The organism is Pseudomonadota bacterium, from assembly GCA_039815145.1.
GTDB lineage: Bacteria > Pseudomonadota > Gammaproteobacteria > Steroidobacterales > JBCBZW01 > JBCBZW01.
On record JBCBZW010000012.1, the window covers coordinates 20,581 to 37,886 of the forward strand.

Genomic DNA, 17,306 nt, shown 5'->3' on the forward strand with positions numbered 1-17,306 from the left:
CCCAGCGCATGGGACTATCTTTGAGCGAGCTTCGGCAAGAAATTCAAGCTCTTAAGCCTGAGGAGCGCGAGGAGCTTCTGCGCGGACTCATCGAAGATCTCGAGGGCCGTCCAGACGCGGATGTCGCCGAGGCCTGGGAGACCGAGATCAAGCAGCGAATCGCCGACATCGACGCAGGCCGCGTGGAGATGGTACCCGGCGAGGTGGCTCTTAAACGGCTTCGCTCGGAGGTGGGCTGATCCGCTTCGAGTTTCACCCGGACGCCGACGCAGAGCTTCGAGCGGCGGCGGCGGAGTATGAAACCGAGCAAGCAGGCCTTGGCAAGCAGTTCCGGGAAGAGTTCGAGAGGGTGCTCGGGCTTGCCCTAGACAACCCAGAGCTTGGTACCCCTAGCGCTTTTCGAGTGCGCCGCCTCGCTCTGCGACGCTTCCCCTACCTGTTGGTGTACGAAGCGACCGAAGGGGGTCTGCGAATCGTGGCTGTGGCCCACGGCAAGCGAAAACCCGGGTACTGGTCAAGCAGAACCTGACATCGCCGGCAGGGCTTCGCGCAGCTGCGCCGACAACCGCCGACTCACGGCGATGCGCTCCCCCGAGCGCAGTTCGAGGACGCCGCCACCGCCCGCATCACTGCGCCAATGCGCCACCTGGTCGAGGTTGACGATGGCGGAGCGATGCACGCGCAGGAAGGCCGCCCCTTCGAGGCGCGCTTCGAGGGCCTTCAGGGTGGAGCGCATCATGAAGTTGCCCTCCCCCGTGTGCAGGATGACGTAATTGCCAGCGGCCTCGATCCAATGCACGGCGCCGTGGGCGAGCTGCGTATCCCGTCCGCGACGGGTGACGCGGAAGACCGCCTCCTCCACCGCCGCCCCCGACTCCTTCGGGGACACGTAGTTCGCCTCGCCCTCCGCGCGCTCGCGGAACACCCGGTAAGCGTTGACGATGAAGAGGATGGCGCCGTAGGTCATGAGGTCCTTACGCCATTCGTACACCAACTCCAGCGCCAGCTGGCCGCCACCGAAATCGTAGAAGCTGCCCGCGAACGCGTAAGCCAGCTTACGCAGGCCCACCATCAGCCCCACATGCAGCAGGGAGAACGGCACGGTCGCCAGCAGATGTACGCCCAGATGCCGCCGCCAGCGCTCCGCCGTGAAGGGATAGCGCCGCTCCAGCAGGAGCACCAGGGGCAGCAACACCAAAGTGCTGATGCCACTCGAGAACTCCCACACGAAGGGCTCCCACACGCCTACCTGGCGGCCGATGCGATGGAACTCGATGAGCACGGAGGTGGCGCCGACCGCGTTCGAGAGCGCGAGGTAAGCGATCCAGAGGCCGGCTTCGCGCCGGCGCCGATAGGCGGCTTGCATCAGGGTGCTGAGCGGCACGAGACCTCGCCTGCTTGGAACTCGATGATCGATGAGGCGCTTAGGATCGGCGGCCTTGGCCTCAAACGCAACGCGCAAAGCGTCGCAGTGCGCCGTTCGTTGCCTTGACAAGCACCAAGAGAATTCGTAAGGTCCCGCGCCTCATCCACCGGCCGCCTGGAGGGCGCCATGTTCGATCTTCAACGCTGCGTCAAGAGAGCATTCCCTTGATTGCACCTGCGGACGAGACAACACGCTAGCAGAGCGGCTGCCAGGCCATCGGTGCGAAAGCGCCTCGCTATACCCGGCAGTTGCCGGGTTTTTTGTGCCCGTTTTTCGTGGACGGGCCCCACAGCGAAGGCACCCTCATGGACCTGGATATCGTGGAGGAGATCATCGCGTGCCTGCCCGATGATCGTACGCTGTTTCATTACTACCCCCAGCGTTATGCGCTGGTGTTGCTATCGCATTTGATCGGCGAGCGAACGCCTGTGAGCGATCTGCGCCGGCGCGCCTATCGCAAGCTTCTCGAGCAGCCGGCCGTGAAGGCGGCGATGGCGATGCGCGGAGACGGCCACGTCGACCCCGATACGTTCCGCGCCTACTGGCCCGCCGAGCGACCGCACGGCTTCGTGCTGACGCTCGGCACGTGGGGCGAGCGGGGGCACCACTCGTGGTACCAAACCACGCGCGGCGGCTACAACCTCGTGGTGCAGCTGAACATCAACGCTGGCGACATGGCCTGCCTGAAGCGCTTCACGGACGATCCGACGTGGTTCAACTGCTGGGGACATCCCTCGCGACGCCCCCACCAGCGCCACTATCGGGAGACCCTGGCGTGGGCACGCCTGGACGTGGACTTCGACACCAACGAGGCGCTCATCGAGGAGGTGCAAAGCGATTTCGTTCGCGACTTACAGCGCTACGTAAGCCGAGACGACGAGCCCGCGCCGCCCCTCGCCCGGCTCCTGAGGGAACTGCGCGGCCTGTGGCAGGAAGCGATGCTCACGGCGACGATCGACTTCGTGTGGCGCGAACTCGGCATCGACCACGTGTACTACCACGAGTTCGAGACCGGCAACTGGCTGAAGGACCTGCGCTACAGCCAGCCGCCCCGCTCGCTATACGATCGCTTGCCGCGACGCTTCTGCATGACGCTCACCGGCGACGCGCCGCGAATGCTGCGCGAGCATCGCGCCTGCGCCAAGCGCCTGCGACGCCTGCCGGATGCGAAGTTCTTCCAGCTCTCGCGAGCGGCAGCTTAAGGACCGGGTGCGGCGCGGCTGCGCAACTCCTCCAGCAGGGCAGTCTGTTCGCCCAGCCCGAGCATGATCACCAGATCACCGGGCTGGGCCCAGGCGAGGGCATCGCGCAGGGATGCCACCTCGGTCTGGTGGTAGGCGAGTTGCTCAGTGCTGGCGCCGACGTCGAGGAGCGCTTGGCTAATGATCTGATTCACCTCGCCCGGCGCTCGCCCGCGACGGTAGTCGGGCAGCTCGGACACCACCACCCGTTCGAGGCCGATGCGCCACGCGGCGTGGGCCAGGGCGCGGATATCCTGATCGGGGCGATCCCCCGCCTGGCAGAAGCAGAGGGCGCGGCGCTTCGCCGTGCGTGCCTGGGCGATGTCGAAGATCGCCTGCATCGCATCGACGTTGTGGGCGAAGTCGAGGAGCACTTCCACGCCGTCGTCCACCGTGAAGAGATTGCAGCGTCCGGGGTTGTGATCGGCGGTGAAGTGTCGCAGCCCGGACTCCACGGCTAACGTGTCCAGTCCCAGCGCCTTGCCCATGGCGATGGCGGCCAGGGCGTTGGCCACGTTGTGCCTGGCGGCGCCGCCGAGGGTGATCGGCACATCGTCGACGTCGATGATCTCGCTCTCCGCCTCCCCTTCCGCGAAGCACAAGGTCTTGCCGTTGCGCGCGTAGGCTGCGCTACCGCCGGCGGCCAGGTGCATGTGGATGAATGGCGTGTCGCCGAAGAGCGTGAACCACGTGATCGGCGAGGCGGGTGGGTGAGAAGCGGCACGCGCCACCAGGCGGGCGTCATCAGCGTTCAACACCGCATGACCCGCGGCGTCGAGGGCGTGAGTAACCACCCACTTCACCGCCAGCAATTCATCGACGCTGCGCGAGCCGAAGTCGCCGAGGTGGTCCTCGCCGATATTGGTGATCAGCGCCGCATCAGCGCGCTGCACGCCTAAGCCACGGCGTAGCAAGCCGCCGCGCGCGGTCTCCAGCACCGCGATGTCGACCTCGCGTTGGCGGGCGATCGCGCGGGCGCCACCGGGACCCGCGTAGTCGCCGCGATCGATGATCTGGTCGTCGACGCCGATCCAATCGGTCGAGCTGAGCCCCGCCTTCAGGCCCGCCGCGCGGATCATCTGCGTGAGCAAGCGCACCGTGGTGGTCTTGCCGTTGGTGCCGGTGACCAGCCCGACGGGGATGTCGAAGGTGTTCTCCGGAACCTCCGTAGGCAGGTCGGTCACCGGCCAGGTGTGGGAGCCCCGACCGATCCCCGCGGAGACTTCGTCGTCGTCGCTGAAGAACGCGACGCCGCGCGCGCCGGCCGCGTCGCGCAGGGTGAGCAGGGCCGGATTGCGCTCTTCCTCGATGACCTGCCGCAGGCGCGCGACGGCATCCTCAGTCGCCTCCTCCAGGGTCGTGCCCGCGTAGCGCTCCAGCAGCAGCGCCACCGAGTGCTCGATCAGGTCCACGGCGGCGTAGAGCGCATCGATCGGCGCCGACACGGCCAGGCACAGCCCACCCATCACCTGGTAGGTGGTCGCCCGCTCCGCGGTCCACCCCACGGCGTTGAGGACTTCGCGGGCGATGGCCCGCCAAGCCCCGGCGATCGCCTCGGCGTCTTCGCCCTCGTCGAGGCAGAGGTTGGCCGTGGCACCCGGGTGCGCCCAGACCAGGTTCTTGCCGGTGAGCCGTCGCGCGTCGAGCAGTTCCATGAGGGATCAGCCTTTTAGCGATGATGGGCCTGGCGATATGGTCGCGACCGGAGGCCGCTCATCAGTCGCTGTCCTCGTCCTGCACGGCCGCCAGGCGCACGCCGCGCTCGTCGCGGATCACTTCCACTTCGGCGTCCATCTCGAAGCCCGGCGACTTCGGCAGGGAACGACGCGCAGGCTCGTCCGTGGCCGGTTTGCTCGCCTCGCGCTTGGCCACGCTGTCGAAGTAGATGATCTGCTTCCAGCAACGCTTGATGTTGTCACCCAACACCAGCACCAGGTCGCCGGCACTCGCCACGCTCATGCCGCGCAGGGTCGCCTCCTGCTCGTCGGGCACGATCTCGATCGTGTCCTCGGCGACGCCCTCTTCGATCAGGGTCGCCTTGAGCATCTTCGGCACCTCGTCCGGCTCACGGCCGCGAGGGTTGTCGTCTGACTTACAGATGTAGCGATCGAATCCCTTAGCGGCCGCGCGTGCCACGCTGATGATGTCCTCATCGCGCCGGTCGCCCGGCGCGGCCAGGACCAGGATGCGCTTACCGCTCACGTCGAGCTGCTGCACCAGATCGCAGATGGCGCCGACCGCCGCCTCATTGTGGGCGTAGTCGAGGATCACCTTGAACTCGTGCTCGTCGAACACGTTCATGCGCCCCGGCGCCTGGAAGAAGGACGAGCCGAAGGTGCGCAGACCCTGGCGGATGTCGTCGAGGGCCACGTTCATGTTGTAGGCCATGGCGGCGGCGAACATCGCATTTTGCACGTTGTGCATGGCGCGGCCTTCCATCGTGGCCGGGATCAGGTGGGTCCACAGGAGCGGGATGTGATTCTCCTGATCGTAGAGGGTGATCATGTGGCCGTTGATGCCCTCCTCCAGGGCCACCGCCTGGCCGCCGGCGCGGATGTGCTCCTTCACCAGCGGATGCTGCGGGTTCATCGTGGCGTAGCAGATGCGCTTGGCTTGCGTGTGATCCGCCATGGCGAGGCAGTTCGGATCATCCGCGTTCAGCACCACCGCGTCGCGCGCCACCTCGATGGGGATGCGCTTGATCTCCGCCAGCTGCTCGATCGTGTCGATGCCCTTCATGCCTAAGTGATCGCCGGAGACGTTGAGGCAGCAGGAGACGTTGCACTCGCTGTAGCCCATACCGCCGCGCAGGAGGCCGCCGCGGGCCGTCTCCATCACGGCGACGTCGATGGTGGGGTCGCGCAGCACCATCTGGGCGGACACGGGGCCCGTCATGTCGCCGGTCACGCTGAGCTGACCGTTGATGTACACGCCGTCCGTGGAGGTCATGCCCACCGTGTGGCCCGCGAACTTGAGCACGTGGGCGAGCATGCGCGAGGTGGTGGTCTTGCCGTTGGTGCCGGTGACCGACGCGATGGGGATACGCGCCGGCGTGCCCGGCGGGAACAGCATGTCGATGACGGGGCCCGCGACGTCGCGCGCCTTACCTTCACTCGGCGCCACGTGCATGCGGAAGCCAGGACCTGCATTGACCTCGCAGATGGCCCCGCCCACCTCGCGATAGGACTGGGTGATGTCCGTGGTGAGGAAGTCGACACCGCCGACGTCCAGGCCGACGGCGAGGATGGTCTTGATCGCCATCTCGCGGTTGTCGGGGTGGATCACGTCCGTCACGTCGATGGCCGTGCCGCCGGTGGAGAGATTGGCGGTGGTACGCAGGTAGACGGTCTCACCCGCCGGCGGCACCGTATCCGCCGTGTAACCCAACTCTTTCAGCAGGCGCTCAGCCTGGTGGTCGAACTCCAGGCGCGTGAGCACCTTCTCGTGGCCGACGCCCCGGCGCGGGTCTTCGTTGACGATGTCCACGAGTTGGCGAATCGTGTGCTCGCCATCGCCCACCACGTGACCCGGCACACGCTTGGCCGCTGCCACCAGCTCGCCGTTCACCACAAGCAAGCGGTGATCGAGCCCTTGGATGAAGCTCTCGACCAGGATGTGGCGGCCGTGCTCGGCGGCCTTCTCGAAGGCCACCTCCACATCTTCCGGCGTAAAGAGATTGGTGGAGACGCCGCGCCCGTGGTTGGCCGAGAGCGGCTTGACCACCACCGGGTAGCCGATGCGCTCGGCGGCACGCACGGCACGGGCCGCGGACTGCACGGTGAACTGCTGCGGCACCGGCAAGCCGAGGTCGCGCAGGATGGCGTTGGTCTCTTCCTTGTCCGAGGCCAGCTCCACGGCGATGTTGCTGGTGCGGCCCGTGCACGTGGCCTGAATGCGTTCCTGGTAACGCCCGTGACCGAACTGCACCAGGCTGTAGCGGTTGAGGCGAATCCAGGGGATGCCGCGTTCCTCCGCCGCCTCGACCAAAGACGCCGTGGACGGCCCCAGGGCTCGGCGCTGGGCGAAGCGGATGAAGTCGTCGCGCTCCTCATCGAAGTTCCAGTCCTCACCGGGCGCATCGCTCGGCTTCACCTCGGCGGGCAGCAGGTAGTGCAACAGGTTCAGGGCCAGGCGGCTGGACTCCCGCCCCACGTCGCGGTCCTTGTACTGGAACACCATGGTGTAGTGACCCGGCTGGTTCGGCACGGAGCGGGTGCGCCCGAAGGTCACGGACTGCCCCGCCACCGACTGCAGCTCCAGCGCCACGTGCTCCATCACGTGGCCGAGCCAGGTGCCCTCGTCCTCGCGCAGACGACGCACGAAGCCCCCTGGCTCGCGGTAGGAACACCCGTGCTCATCAAGGCCCGGCAAGGCCTTCAGCAAGCCGTCCACGAAGGTGGGCCCGAGGCGTCCGGTCGGCCATTCCTCGAGCTCGCCCAGATCGAGCACGTGACGGATCACGGGGAAGTGGGCGTACTGGTTCGGGCCGACGTAGACGTTGGTGGAGAGAATCCGCATGGGTACCTTCCATTGGTGAGCCGGGACTTCGAGCTCACCATGATAGGCGCGGGAGACGGCGAGGATGCAAGGGGCCGGCCGGACGCCAGCCTAGAACACCACGCTACGGCATTCGGCGGGCACGAACTTGATGTTCTGCTCCGAGGTGTTGCCGTCCTGGCCGCACTGCCAGCGCACCGCACTGCCGCTCGGCACAGGTCGCAGGCCGAGTTCCAGCTGCCCGCCGATGCCGAGGGCGGCCTCGTCGAACTCGATCTCGATACGCTGGTCGGGATGCCAGTCGATGGACTCGATGTAGGGGCTCTCGCTCTCGGCGCGAAGGCCAGCGCCCTCGTTGTCGCCGCCGGGGGGGAGCTCGGCGAAGACGGAGTAGTACTCGCCGATGACGTTCTTGGCCGAGGCGGCGGCCAGCACGCCGTCGGTGACCTTGGCCCGCACGGCGTAGTCCAGGTAAGCGGGGATCGCGATGGACGCGAGGATGCCGACGATCGCCACCACGATCATCAACTCCAATAAGGTAAACCCGGCTTCTGGTGTCGAACGCATAAGCAAGACGGTAGCACCGGGATGGGACACGCCACACTAGCCCCTACGGGGGTTTGGCCTGACCAAAACGCCAAACTGTGAAGCACGTCACAAGTTTGACCCGGCGGCATCGGGCGTGGCGCAACCGGTAGCGGTGGATACCGGCGCGAGGCCACCGATGGCGCCTGAACGGCAAACTATGCTGAAATCTTGGCCATGTGGTGCAGCACAACACATCGCAGGACGCGCTGGCTGGCGGTTGCCGCATTCCTTTGTGCCCTGGCGCTCTCGGTGGGCCACGCGTCCACCCACGGCGCCCTTGACCACGATCACGACGGCTCCATGTGCGTCATCGGCGCGTGGGACGATGACGTCGAGCACTCTCCCCTCGGCCCCCGACGCACAGCCACGCGCTGCCGCCTGAACCCCACCCACAGGGCGAGCCTCCCGCGCGACGGCAGGCCGCACCCCCTGTCCCGCGTCGTCTCGCCACCCCCCACCGGCCCGCCCGGCATCTAGCGCTCCCCACGCGCGCCGGAGCCACGGCTCGTGCCGGGGGCGATGCATGCGCGTTCCCTGCGAAATTCCAAGATCACCTTGCTGGCCGACGGCACGACGCCCGGTCCCCGTTCTCCCCGTTCAGGAATTGAAGATGCCCTCATCCCCAGCCCCCGGCCCCGCGGACCCCGCCCTGCGCGCCCGGCAACTCACCGTCGAGCGCGGCGGCCACCTGGCCCTCGAAGGCCTCGATCTGGACGTCGCCCCCGGGGAGGTGTTTGCCCTGCTTGGCGGCAATGGCGCCGGCAAGACCACCACACTGCTCACCTTCCTCGGCTTCTGCGCGCCGCAGGGCGGCGAAGCCTGGGTCAAGGGCGTGTCCGTCGCCGACGACCCGGACGCCGTACGGCGCCTCGCGGCGTATCTGCCAGAGACCGCCTCGCTCTACCCGCACCTCGATGCGTACGAGAACCTACGCTACTTCTTAGCTATCGCCGGTGTGAAACCGAGCGCACAGACCATCGATACCGCCCTGGATCGGGTACGCCTGGACGCCGCGGCCCGCTCGCGGCGCCTGGACGGTTACTCCAAGGGCATGCGTCAGAAGGTGGCGATCGCCCTCGCCATCCTCCGCGAAACCCCGGTGCTGCTACTCGATGAGCCCACCTCCGGCCTCGATCCGGTGGCCATCGACGAATTCAACGCCCTCATCGGCCAGCTCTCCGCCGGTGGCACCACCGTGTTCATGGTCACCCACGATGTGTACGGCGCGTGTCAGGTGGCCAAGCGCATCGGCTTGCTGCAGAAGGGACAGCTCGTGGGCACCTTTAGGGCGACGGACGAGGAAGCGATCTCCGTCGACGCCGTGCACGAGGCGTTCGCCGCGGGAGCCGCCTCATGATGGCCGCAGCCCGCCTCATCGCGCGCGACGAATGGCGCTATTGGCAACGCTCGAAGCTGCTGCGGGCAGCCGCGGTCCTGAGTCTCATCCTCCTCGTGAGCGCCATCGCCGTCACCTATGATCGCGTGCAGGCCCAGGCCGCCCAGCGCAGCGAGCTGCAAGCGGCGGCCGAGACCGCGTTCACCACGCAGCCGGATCGCCACCCCCACCGGATGGTGCACTACGGCCACTACGTGTTCCGCGCGCCGCCACCGCTGGCGGTGATCGACCCGGGCGTCGATCGCGTTACCGGCACCGCCCTCTTCCTGGAAGGCCATCGGCAGAACTCCGCCGCCTTCCCACCGGCTCACGCGGACGCCCGCTCGGGAGCCCTCGGCCACCTAACCCCAGCGTTCGTCTACCAGATCATCCTGCCCCTGCTGCTGGTGCTGATGGCCCACGGCGCCCTGACCCGCGAACGGGAGGGCGGCACGGGCATCGCCCTGGTGAGCAGCGGCGTCTCGGCCTCGACCCTGTGGGCGGGCAAGGCACTGGCGCTGCTCAGCGCCGTCGGCTTGCTGCTGGTCCCGCTCCTGCTGGTGTCCCTTGGCGCGGCCCTCGCCGGCGAATCGCTGCCCCTGGTCGGCGTCTACTTCCTGGCCTATGCGCTCTACCTCTCGATCTGGGCCCTGGGCACCCTCGCCCTCTCCGCCGCGGTGACGCGCAGCGCGGTCAGCCTGGCGCTCGCCCTCGGCGCCTGGGCGCTGGTGACCTTGGTGCTGCCGCCGACCACGTCCTCGCTCGTGCGCGCCACGCTGCCGACGGCGAGTCGCCTGGCGGATGATGTGGCCCTCGCCCAAGAGCTGCGATCGCTCGGCGATGGCCACAACGAAAACGACCCCGCCTTCTCCCGCCTGCGCGCCAACCTGCTCGAGGAGTACGAGGTCGAGCGCGTCGAGGACTTGCCCGTCAACTTCCGGGGTGTGGTGGCGCAATCCGCCGAGGCCGATTTGACCGAGCTCATGAATCGCTACGCCGACCAACGTCATGCCTACGAGCAACGTCAGGCAAGGCGCCTCAGCACCTTCGGGCTCCTGTCGCCGCAGCTGGCCCTGCGCCAGTTCTCCCGCGTGGGCGCCGGTACGGATCTCGCCACTCACCATCGCTTCCTGCAAGAGGGCGAAGCCGCGCGCTTCGCGCTGGTTCAGCAGCTGAACGGCCTGCACGCGAACGAGCTGCGCTACACCGACGACATCAACCGCAGCCGCAACGCGGCCGCCGAGCGGCGCTCGCGCATCAGCGCGCACCACTGGCGTGATCTCGAGAGCTTTCACTTCGAGGTGGCGAGCGCCCCGGCACGACTCGCGAGCGCCGCCCCGTCACTGTTGGCGCTGATCCTGTGGGGCGCCCTCACCGCCTTCGCCAGCCTGACCGTCACGAGGCGCTCCTATGGGTGATCTACGACGCGAACTGTGGTGGCTGGGCCGCGACGGCGCCGCCCTCGTCATCCTCGCCCTGGCAGCGCTGCTCGCGGTCCTCGCGGTGACCCTGGGTACGCAGGAGGTGCAACTGCAACGCGAGCACATCGCGGCCCTGCGCAGCGACGATGCGCGCGAACGGGCCGCCTCGCTGGAGGCCCACGCGGAGGATCCGGGGAGCGTCGCGTACTACAGCTTCCACCTCACCTACTCGCCACCGTCTCCCCTCGCCTTCGCCGCCCTCGGCACGAGGGCCACGCACCCCTGGCAACACCGGGTGCGCATGCTGGCCATCGAGGGGCAGATCTACGAGACGGACCCCGGCAATCCGGAGCTCGTGGAAACGGGACGCCTGGACTACGCCTTCGTCGCCGCCATCGTGTTACCGCTGCTGGTGATCGGACTGCTGCACGACCTCTTCGCGCGCGAGCGACGCCATGGCCGACTGGAGTGGTTACTCGCCACCGCCCGGGATGGCCTCGGCGTGTTTCGCCGGCGCGCGCTGGTGCGCGCGGGGCTGCTGTGGATCGCCCTCGGCGTTCCCCTGGTCGGCGGCGCCGTGATCAATGGCACCCCCCTGACACCCACGTTGGGTGTGCTCGGATGGGTCGGCGTGCACATCGCGTTCTGGGCGCTCGTCTGCTGGTTCGTGGCGCGACGGGTCGACCCCGCCGCCACCGTGGCCACGGTGCTCGTGGGCCTCTGGGCGCTGACCGTGATCTGCCTGCCGCCGGTGGGGGCTTTGATCGGCGAGCGCGCCGTGAGCGTGCCGAGCGGCGGCGCCTTGCTCCTCGCCCAACGCGAGAAGGTGAACGACGCCTGGGATCTGCCGAAGGACGCCACCATGACGCCCTTCCTCGAGCAACACCCCGAGTGGACCGACTTCGCTCAGGTGGAGCGGCCCTTCGAATGGAAGTGGTACTACGCGTTTCAGCAGGTAGGTGACCAGGCGGTGGCGGACGACTCCCAGGCCCTGCGCACGGCCCTGCGCAAGCGAGACCGCATCATGGCGGGGATCGCCCTGCTCTCACCGCCCCTGCTGGTCGAGCGGGGCCTCGAACGCCTGGCGCTGACCAACGTCGACGGCTACCTGCGCTACGAGCTGTGCGTGCGAGACTTCCATGCCGACCTGCGCGAACACTACTACCCCGCGCTGTTCCGCGAGGCCCCGCGAGGCCCTACGCCGAACTACACCCCTTGCGACACCCTGCCCCAGGAGCCGCCCGCGTGATCCGTCGCCAGCGCCTGTTGGTCCTGCTGACTGCAGCCCTTGGAATGCTCTCGAGTGCCGTGGCGAGCCCCAACGCCGACCTGCTCGCGAACGCCCTGGCCCGCCACGGTGAACGCACCACCCTCACGCTCACGGTGGATGCGGGCAGCATCGCCACCACCATCCCCATCACGGTGGTGGCAGGCAGTCGGCCAGGGAAGACGCTCCTCGCCCTCGCCGGCGTGCACGGCTCCGAGTACTCGCCCATCATCGCCACCCAGCGCCTCGCCCCTCGCCTCGACCCAACGCAGCTGCAAGGTGCGGTGATCTTCGTGCACACGGCCAACGTGCCGGCGTACTTCGGTCGCACCATCTACTCGAGCCCGGCGGACGGCAAGAACCTCAACCGCGTCTTCCCAGGACGCGCCGACGGCACACTCACCGAACGCATCGCCCACACCCTGACCAGCGTCGTCTACCCCCACGCCGACGCCGCCCTCGACCTGCACTCGGGCGACGGCAACGAGCAGCTGCGGCCCTCGTGGGTGGGTTACTACGCCAAGTCCGGCACGGCGCAGACCATCGCCGCCTCGCGCGCCATGGCCCTCGCCTTCGGCCTGCCGAGCATCGTGGAGTTCCAGTCCACCTTTAGCGGGCCGGAGGAGGCGATCTGGGGTGGATCGGCCGCCGTGATGCAGGGCATCCCCTCCATCGACGTGGAGGCGGGCGGCATGGGCATCATCGACGAAGTCGCCATCGCACAGATCGAAGACGGGCTACTGCGCGTGATGGACCACCTCGGCATCCTGCCGGCTGACCTCGATCCGCCGCCACCCGCGCGCTTCATCCGCGAGCGCGGATCTATCAGCGCTCCCGCCGAGGGAGCGTGGGTGGCGCTGATCGACGCTGGGACACCGGTAACCGAAGGCGAACTGATCGGTTACCTGACGAATTTGCATGGCGAGCGGATCTTCGAAGCGCGGGCGCCGATGGCCGGCACGCTGCTGATTCGCTTGGAAGCGCCCCCGGTCTTACGTGGGGAAACACTAGCGGTGATCGGCCGCTACGAGGCTCCCTGAGCCGCGAGAACTCCTCGCATGGATCGGACTGGAGACTAGCGCCAGCTGTCCGCGCCCAGCCCACTCGCTCCCCGGCGCGCGGGCATTACGGTCATGTTGAGCGCCAGACTCACGCGCGTTCCCTCTCCACGATAGGGCTGCACCTTGTGGAACAACCACGAAGGGAACGCGATCAACATCCCAGCGCGCGGTCGCACACTCGAGAACCAATGCTGCGGACGCCCGGATGAGGCCAGAGGCACGAGCTCGCTCGAAAACATGCGGTTCATCGGGAATCGCGGGTCTTGAAACACGATCTCGCCGCCGAGCGCAGGATCGTCGGCACTGGCGTAGCCATCCGCCACGTAGTAAACGGCAGACCAGAAGGCCTGCGGGTGCACGTGCCAATTGTTGGAGGCGCCCTCGCGATTGACGTTGGCCCACATGTCGGCGGTCCATTCGAAGCGAGGCGTGTCCGCCGGCTTGAGATCGGTGGAGTAGCGATTGCAAGCGCCCAGCGCGAACTGCGCCACCTGCACGGCACTCTCGCCGCCCCAGCGCCCACTCAGCATATCGGGTGCGGACTGCCACCCCCGGACATTGGAGTGTTCGACGCCGGCATCCCCACCCATTCGATCGAGCACGGTTTGGAGCAGCTTCGCGTTGAGTGCCTCGGCGTTGGGCAGCTGCGCCGTGAGCATCGTGGTTTCGAACAAACCAGTGGCCTGGACGTGCTTCGCGCCCGCTTCGATAGGATCCAAGGCGATCTCCGGAGGACTCGCCCGATCCGGACGCCCGATCGATCATACGAGAAAGGCAATCGCGGCGCTTACCGACATCTTGGGAAACCGCCTGAGCGGGAGCTAGACCGATCGGTCGCGATAGATTGCGCGGCACCCGATGACGCGATAACGCCGCGCGCTACGCATTTAGCGCGGGGCGCTCGGCGGAGGATTCCCCGAGTACGGTCGGAATGACCATCGTCTGATTGCGACCGGCCTGCTTGGCGCGGTAGAGGGCTTGATCCGCAAGCTCCAGCAGCATCGACATGGACGCGTGCTCATCCCCAGGCGCCGCGGTTGCCGCGCCAACGCTCATCGTCACATGCTGGCTCAAGGGTGAGGCCGGATGGGTGAGCTTCTCGTCTTCGAGCCCCTGGCGAATGCGCTCGGCGACCGTCTTCAGGTGCGTATCGCTCTGCACCTCGCGCAGCAGCACGACGAACTCCTCACCCCCCAGACGCGCGGGAACGCCTTCGCCCCGCCGGTGCAGATCCTTCAACACGTTGGCCACCTGCTGCAGGCATTCGTCACCGGCCTGATGGCCCAGGGTGTCGTTGTAGGCTTTGAAGTGATCGACGTCGCCGATCAGCACGCCCACCCGACGATCGCGCCGCTCGGCCGCGACCCACGCCGACTCCAGTTCGTCCTCGAAGCGACGGCGGTTGTAGAGGCCCGTGAGGGGATCGCGTTCGGCCAGGCGACGCAACTCGTTGGCCAGCTCCTCATTGCGCAGGCGCGAGCGAACGGCGTCCACGAGCGTGGTGTTGACCACCCGCGAGCACATGAAGATGAATCCGAAGAACACCGTCCACAGGGCGAGGGTGCCCGCCCACTGACCGGACGCGAGGTCCACGGTGCTCAAGGTGGCGACGGCGAACGGCGCCACGAAGGCCGCGAACATGCTGCGCCAGGCCGCCATGGAGCCCAGGGAAGCCCCGGCCATACCCGTCACCGACAGCACGGCGTAGATGTGCATGGATGCCTCGTCCAGGCTCAGCGCGCCGTGGATGAGGGGCGTCCAGGCGATGCCGTGCAGCGCCACACAACCGGTAAACAACCACCGATAGGTGGACGGCGCTAAGCGCTCCGGCGAGCGCAGGTAGAGTCCGTAGATCCAGAAGCGAGCGACGAACGCCAGCGCGAAGAGCGCCCCCCAGGCGATCAGCACGGCGCCCGGCAGGGCCTCGCGATACAGGTACAGATCGATCAGGAACACCAGCAGCGCGCCCACGCTGGCGGTGGGCGTGTGCTTGAACATGATCTGCAGCAGTCGGCGCTCGAGCTCGTCTGCGGGGATCGCGTTGTCGTGGTCAGCCGTAGCCATCATGACCCGGTATCACGGTTGCGGCGGTGTATTCCCCAAGGTACGCAAGCCCGTGGCTCTCACCCGGACGCACGACTCGTTTCCACACCCTGGCGCATCGCCTTCCCGCGCGAACCGCGAACTGGCGCACGGTTCGTTGCGCAACACGCCCCAGCCGGCGCTCCCGCGCCTATCGCTACTGCGGATGCGCCTCGCGCGTGGAAATATCGAAACGTCCGCCGTGCACCAGGATGTGCAGACGCACGTTGATCAGGCTCACGGGCTCGCCGCGTCGCGCACTGTCCATGGAGGAGTGGCTGAGCTCGGTGGGATCGACGATCGTGATGCCCCCGCTGCCGACCACTTCCAGCGAATCGCCGGGACGGATGAACGCCGCCGTGTCCTCGTCGAGCCCGATGCCCACCACGAAGGGGTTGTAGGCCAGGGCGGTGAGCAGGCGGCCCAGGCGATCGCGCTGGCGGAAGTGCTGGTCGATCATGAAGGCATTGGTGAGGCCGAGGCCCGGCGCCAGGGTGACCATGTCGGGCATGGGCGTCGAGCCCTCGTAGCCGCCGGCGATCATGTGCTCGGGCATGAAGGCGGCGCCGGCCGAGGTGCCCGCCACGTGCATGCCCTCGGCGTTGCGGCGGCGGATGAGGCGCGCCACTTCCGTGCCGCCCAGGGTCGTCGACAGGCGCAGCTGGTTGCCGCCGGTCATGAACACGCCGTCGGCGCGCTGGATGTATTCGAGATCTTCCCCATCGGTGCATTCGGCGCGGGTCTCGAACTTGAGCACCTGCGCGTGGGGAATGCCTAAGCGGCGGAATAGCTTCTCGTAGTTACGCCCCGTGTCTTCGAGTTCCGAGGCCGTGGGGATGATGGCGATGCGCGCATTGCCGCCGCCGCACTCCTCCACGAAACGGTCCAGGATCTTCGGGTCCTGCAGCTTTTCCTCCGCGCCGCCGATCGGAATGATCAGGCCGCGCTCGGTGTTCTCTACGCTCTTCGCCGGGGGCATCGGTGTCGCAAGTCCTCGTTGCTATCGCTGTTCGAAGGGGCCGCGGATGAGCTGCTCGCCGTGGCGGCGGTGCCAGGTGCCACCCAGCATCACCGCGTCGATATCGTACTGCGCATCGAGCACCACCAGGTCCGCATCCGCGCCCGGTGCAATCACGCCCTTGCCGGGCAGGCGCAGCAGGCGCGCCGGGTTGGCGGTGAAGGCTGCCACCGTTCGCTGCAGGTCCGCGCCGTGCTGCAGCAGGGCCTTGAGCGTGCCGGCCAGGGTCGCGGGGGTGCCGATATCCATGTGGGTGAGCACGCCCTCGTCGTCGAACTGGGGCAGGCAGCCGCCGCCGTCAGAACTGATGGTGATGCGATCGGGCGGCGCATCGCTCGCGAGGTAGCGCTCCATCGCCTCCACGGCGCCGTAGCCGGCTTCGCCATCGGCGAGCTCGTAGGCCGTGATGTCGACGTAGCAGCCGCTGCGGGCCAGGGTCAGGGCCTCTTCGAAGAGCGCCACCTGACGATTGATATGCGTCGGATTGAACACCCGCGGCGGCAGCTCGCTCATCGCCAAGGCCTCGCGCACCAGGGCGAGGCCGCGCGGACCATCGCCGAGGTGGAGGTGGCAGATGCCCGCCTTGCCGGTGATGAGCCCTGCGACGTGGCAGTCGCTGGCGATGCGCAGCAGCTCCTCCACCGTCGGCTGGCTCGAGCGGTGATCGCTCAGGGCGAGTTCGCCCACGCCGAGGATCGGATCGATGTTGACGATGTCGCCGCGCACGCTGCCCGTGAGGGTGACGGGCGGCACGTGGTAGCCGCCCGTGTAGCACCAGGCGCCCAAGCCGAGTTCGCGCAGGCCGCGAGCGGCCGCCACCAGGGATTGGGTGTCGCGGGTGGTGTCGTCCGTGCCGAGCAGGCCCACGGCGGAGGTCACCCCCGCAGAGGTGTAGTGGCTCAGGGCTACCGGCGGCACGCGGCTCGAGAAGCCCGATTCGCCACCGCCCCCCGTCATGTGCGTGTGCCCATCGATGAGGCCCGGCAGGGTCAGGGCACCGTCCAGATCCACCACGTCCACTTCCAGCGCGTCGTCCAAACGCGGCGCGTGGGTGCCGAGCCACAGCACCTTGCCGCCGCCGATCAGGAGCGTGTGCGCGGCGTCGGCAGGCTGCACGGTGGCGAGCCGGGCGTTGAGCAGGAGGGTCAGCACAGGGCGGGTCAAAGTGCGGTGGCGAGGGGGCATCATGGTATCACCGCGGCTCGCCGATTCGCCGCGTGGTCAGCACCTTGCGAGGCGGATGGCAGCGCCTGTCAGACCAGGTGCGCGGCACAACACCGGCTCGCCGGGGATGGCCGTTGACACATAGCCATATGGTTATATATTGTTC

At 67.7% G+C, this 17,306-nt stretch carries 15 protein-coding genes; 7 read left to right on the top strand and 8 right to left on the bottom strand.

Features of this window, described 5'->3' with window-relative positions:
* Nucleotides 1-8: 8 nt before the first annotated feature.
* Both AAF184_05465 and AAF184_05470 read left to right on the top strand, forming a co-directional pair.
* The gene (locus tag AAF184_05465; protein MEO0421761.1) at nt 9-239 is read left to right on the top strand and encodes an addiction module protein; all 231 of its coding nucleotides are present in this window, start codon (nt 9-11) and stop codon (nt 237-239) included.
* Entirely contained in the window at nt 239-529 is a 291-nt protein-coding gene (locus tag AAF184_05470) for a type II toxin-antitoxin system RelE/ParE family toxin (GenBank protein ID MEO0421762.1), read from the top strand. The genes AAF184_05465 and AAF184_05470 overlap by 1 nt, the downstream gene beginning before the upstream one ends.
* Here AAF184_05470 and AAF184_05475 read toward each other — a convergent pair.
* Nucleotides 515-1,384, bottom strand: coding sequence for a LytTR family DNA-binding domain-containing protein (locus tag AAF184_05475; GenBank protein ID MEO0421763.1), 870 nt, complete (start codon nt 1,382-1,384; stop codon nt 515-517). The genes AAF184_05470 and AAF184_05475 overlap by 15 nt on opposite strands.
* 347 nt (nt 1,385-1,731) lie before the next feature.
* On the opposite strand from AAF184_05475, the gene AAF184_05480 reads away from it, so the two are divergent.
* Nucleotides 1,732-2,628, top strand: a complete 897-nt coding sequence (locus AAF184_05480) for a hypothetical protein (GenBank protein ID MEO0421764.1) — start codon at nt 1,732-1,734, stop codon at nt 2,626-2,628.
* On the opposite strand, the gene AAF184_05485 is transcribed toward AAF184_05480, so the two are convergent.
* The 3 genes from AAF184_05485 to AAF184_05495 form a co-directional block, all read right to left on the bottom strand.
* Nucleotides 2,625-4,322, bottom strand: coding sequence for a Mur ligase family protein (locus AAF184_05485; protein MEO0421765.1), 1,698 nt, complete (start codon nt 4,320-4,322; stop codon nt 2,625-2,627). The two genes, AAF184_05480 and AAF184_05485, sit on opposite strands and share 4 nt — an antisense overlap.
* A 61-nt stretch (nt 4,323-4,383) precedes the next feature.
* Nucleotides 4,384-7,185: a cyanophycin synthetase gene (gene cphA, locus AAF184_05490; protein MEO0421766.1), complete on the bottom strand. Its 2,802-nt coding sequence runs from the start codon at nt 7,183-7,185 to the stop codon at nt 4,384-4,386.
* A gap of 90 nt (nt 7,186-7,275) precedes the next feature.
* Entirely contained in the window at nt 7,276-7,731 is a 456-nt protein-coding gene (locus AAF184_05495; protein MEO0421767.1) for a pilin, read from the bottom strand.
* Between the two features lie 631 nt (nt 7,732-8,362).
* Here AAF184_05495 and AAF184_05500 point away from each other — a divergent pair.
* Genes AAF184_05500 through AAF184_05515 form a run of 4 tightly spaced genes read left to right on the top strand, consistent with a single transcriptional unit; the run spans nt 8,363 to nt 12,855 of the window.
* Entirely contained in the window at nt 8,363-9,109 is a 747-nt protein-coding gene (locus AAF184_05500) for an ABC transporter ATP-binding protein (protein ID MEO0421768.1), read from the top strand.
* Nucleotides 9,106-10,545 carry a DUF3526 domain-containing protein gene (locus AAF184_05505; protein ID MEO0421769.1) on the top strand — a complete coding sequence of 480 codons (1,440 nt, stop codon included), beginning with the start codon at nt 9,106-9,108 and terminating at the stop codon, nt 10,543-10,545. Before AAF184_05500 ends, AAF184_05505 begins: the two co-directional genes overlap by 4 nt.
* The gene (locus tag AAF184_05510) at nt 10,538-11,797 is read left to right on the top strand and encodes a DUF3526 domain-containing protein (GenBank protein ID MEO0421770.1); all 1,260 of its coding nucleotides are present in this window, start codon (nt 10,538-10,540) and stop codon (nt 11,795-11,797) included. The genes AAF184_05505 and AAF184_05510 overlap by 8 nt, the downstream gene beginning before the upstream one ends.
* Nucleotides 11,794-12,855, top strand: coding sequence for a succinylglutamate desuccinylase/aspartoacylase family protein (locus AAF184_05515; protein ID MEO0421771.1), 1,062 nt, complete (start codon nt 11,794-11,796; stop codon nt 12,853-12,855). Before AAF184_05510 ends, AAF184_05515 begins: the two co-directional genes overlap by 4 nt.
* Nucleotides 12,856-12,890: 35 nt before the next feature.
* Here AAF184_05515 and AAF184_05520 read toward each other — a convergent pair whose 3' ends face one another.
* The 4 genes from AAF184_05520 to iadA form a co-directional block, all read right to left on the bottom strand.
* Entirely contained in the window at nt 12,891-13,595 is a 705-nt protein-coding gene (locus AAF184_05520; protein MEO0421772.1) for a TIGR02466 family protein, read from the bottom strand.
* 160 nt (nt 13,596-13,755) lie between these two features.
* On the bottom strand, nt 13,756-14,943 hold the full coding sequence (locus AAF184_05525; GenBank protein ID MEO0421773.1) for a diguanylate cyclase: 1,188 nt from the start codon (nt 14,941-14,943) through the stop codon (nt 13,756-13,758).
* A 172-nt stretch (nt 14,944-15,115) separates the two neighbouring features.
* Complete coding sequence (locus tag AAF184_05530) at nt 15,116-15,937, bottom strand: cyanophycinase (protein ID MEO0421774.1); 822 nt, start codon at nt 15,935-15,937, stop codon at nt 15,116-15,118.
* 21 nt (nt 15,938-15,958) lie between these two features.
* Nucleotides 15,959-17,164 carry a beta-aspartyl-peptidase gene (iadA, locus tag AAF184_05535; protein ID MEO0421775.1) on the bottom strand — a complete coding sequence of 402 codons (1,206 nt, stop codon included), beginning with the start codon at nt 17,162-17,164 and terminating at the stop codon, nt 15,959-15,961.
* Nucleotides 17,165-17,306: the final 142 nt, after the last annotated feature.

Excerpts from the sequence above, each read along its gene's own strand:
- iadA (MEO0421775.1), bottom strand. The coding sequence starts at position 17,164 with ATGATGCCCCCTCGCCACCGCACTTTGACCCGCCCTGTGCTGACCCTC.
- AAF184_05465 (MEO0421761.1), top strand. The coding sequence starts at position 9 with ATGGGACTATCTTTGAGCGAGCTTCGGCAAGAAATTCAAGCTCTTAAG.
- cphA (MEO0421766.1), bottom strand. The coding sequence starts at position 7,185 with ATGCGGATTCTCTCCACCAACGTCTACGTCGGCCCGAACCAGTACGCC.
- AAF184_05495 (MEO0421767.1), bottom strand. The coding sequence starts at position 7,731 with ATGCGTTCGACACCAGAAGCCGGGTTTACCTTATTGGAGTTGATGATC.
- AAF184_05500 (MEO0421768.1), top strand. The coding sequence starts at position 8,363 with ATGCCCTCATCCCCAGCCCCCGGCCCCGCGGACCCCGCCCTGCGCGCC.
- AAF184_05525 (MEO0421773.1), bottom strand. The coding sequence starts at position 14,943 with ATGATGGCTACGGCTGACCACGACAACGCGATCCCCGCAGACGAGCTC.
- AAF184_05510 (MEO0421770.1), top strand. The coding sequence starts at position 10,538 with ATGGGTGATCTACGACGCGAACTGTGGTGGCTGGGCCGCGACGGCGCC.
- AAF184_05480 (MEO0421764.1), top strand. The coding sequence starts at position 1,732 with ATGGACCTGGATATCGTGGAGGAGATCATCGCGTGCCTGCCCGATGAT.
- AAF184_05530 (MEO0421774.1), bottom strand. The coding sequence starts at position 15,937 with ATGCCCCCGGCGAAGAGCGTAGAGAACACCGAGCGCGGCCTGATCATT.
- AAF184_05485 (MEO0421765.1), bottom strand. The coding sequence starts at position 4,322 with ATGGAACTGCTCGACGCGCGACGGCTCACCGGCAAGAACCTGGTCTGG.
- AAF184_05505 (MEO0421769.1), top strand. The coding sequence starts at position 9,106 with ATGATGGCCGCAGCCCGCCTCATCGCGCGCGACGAATGGCGCTATTGG.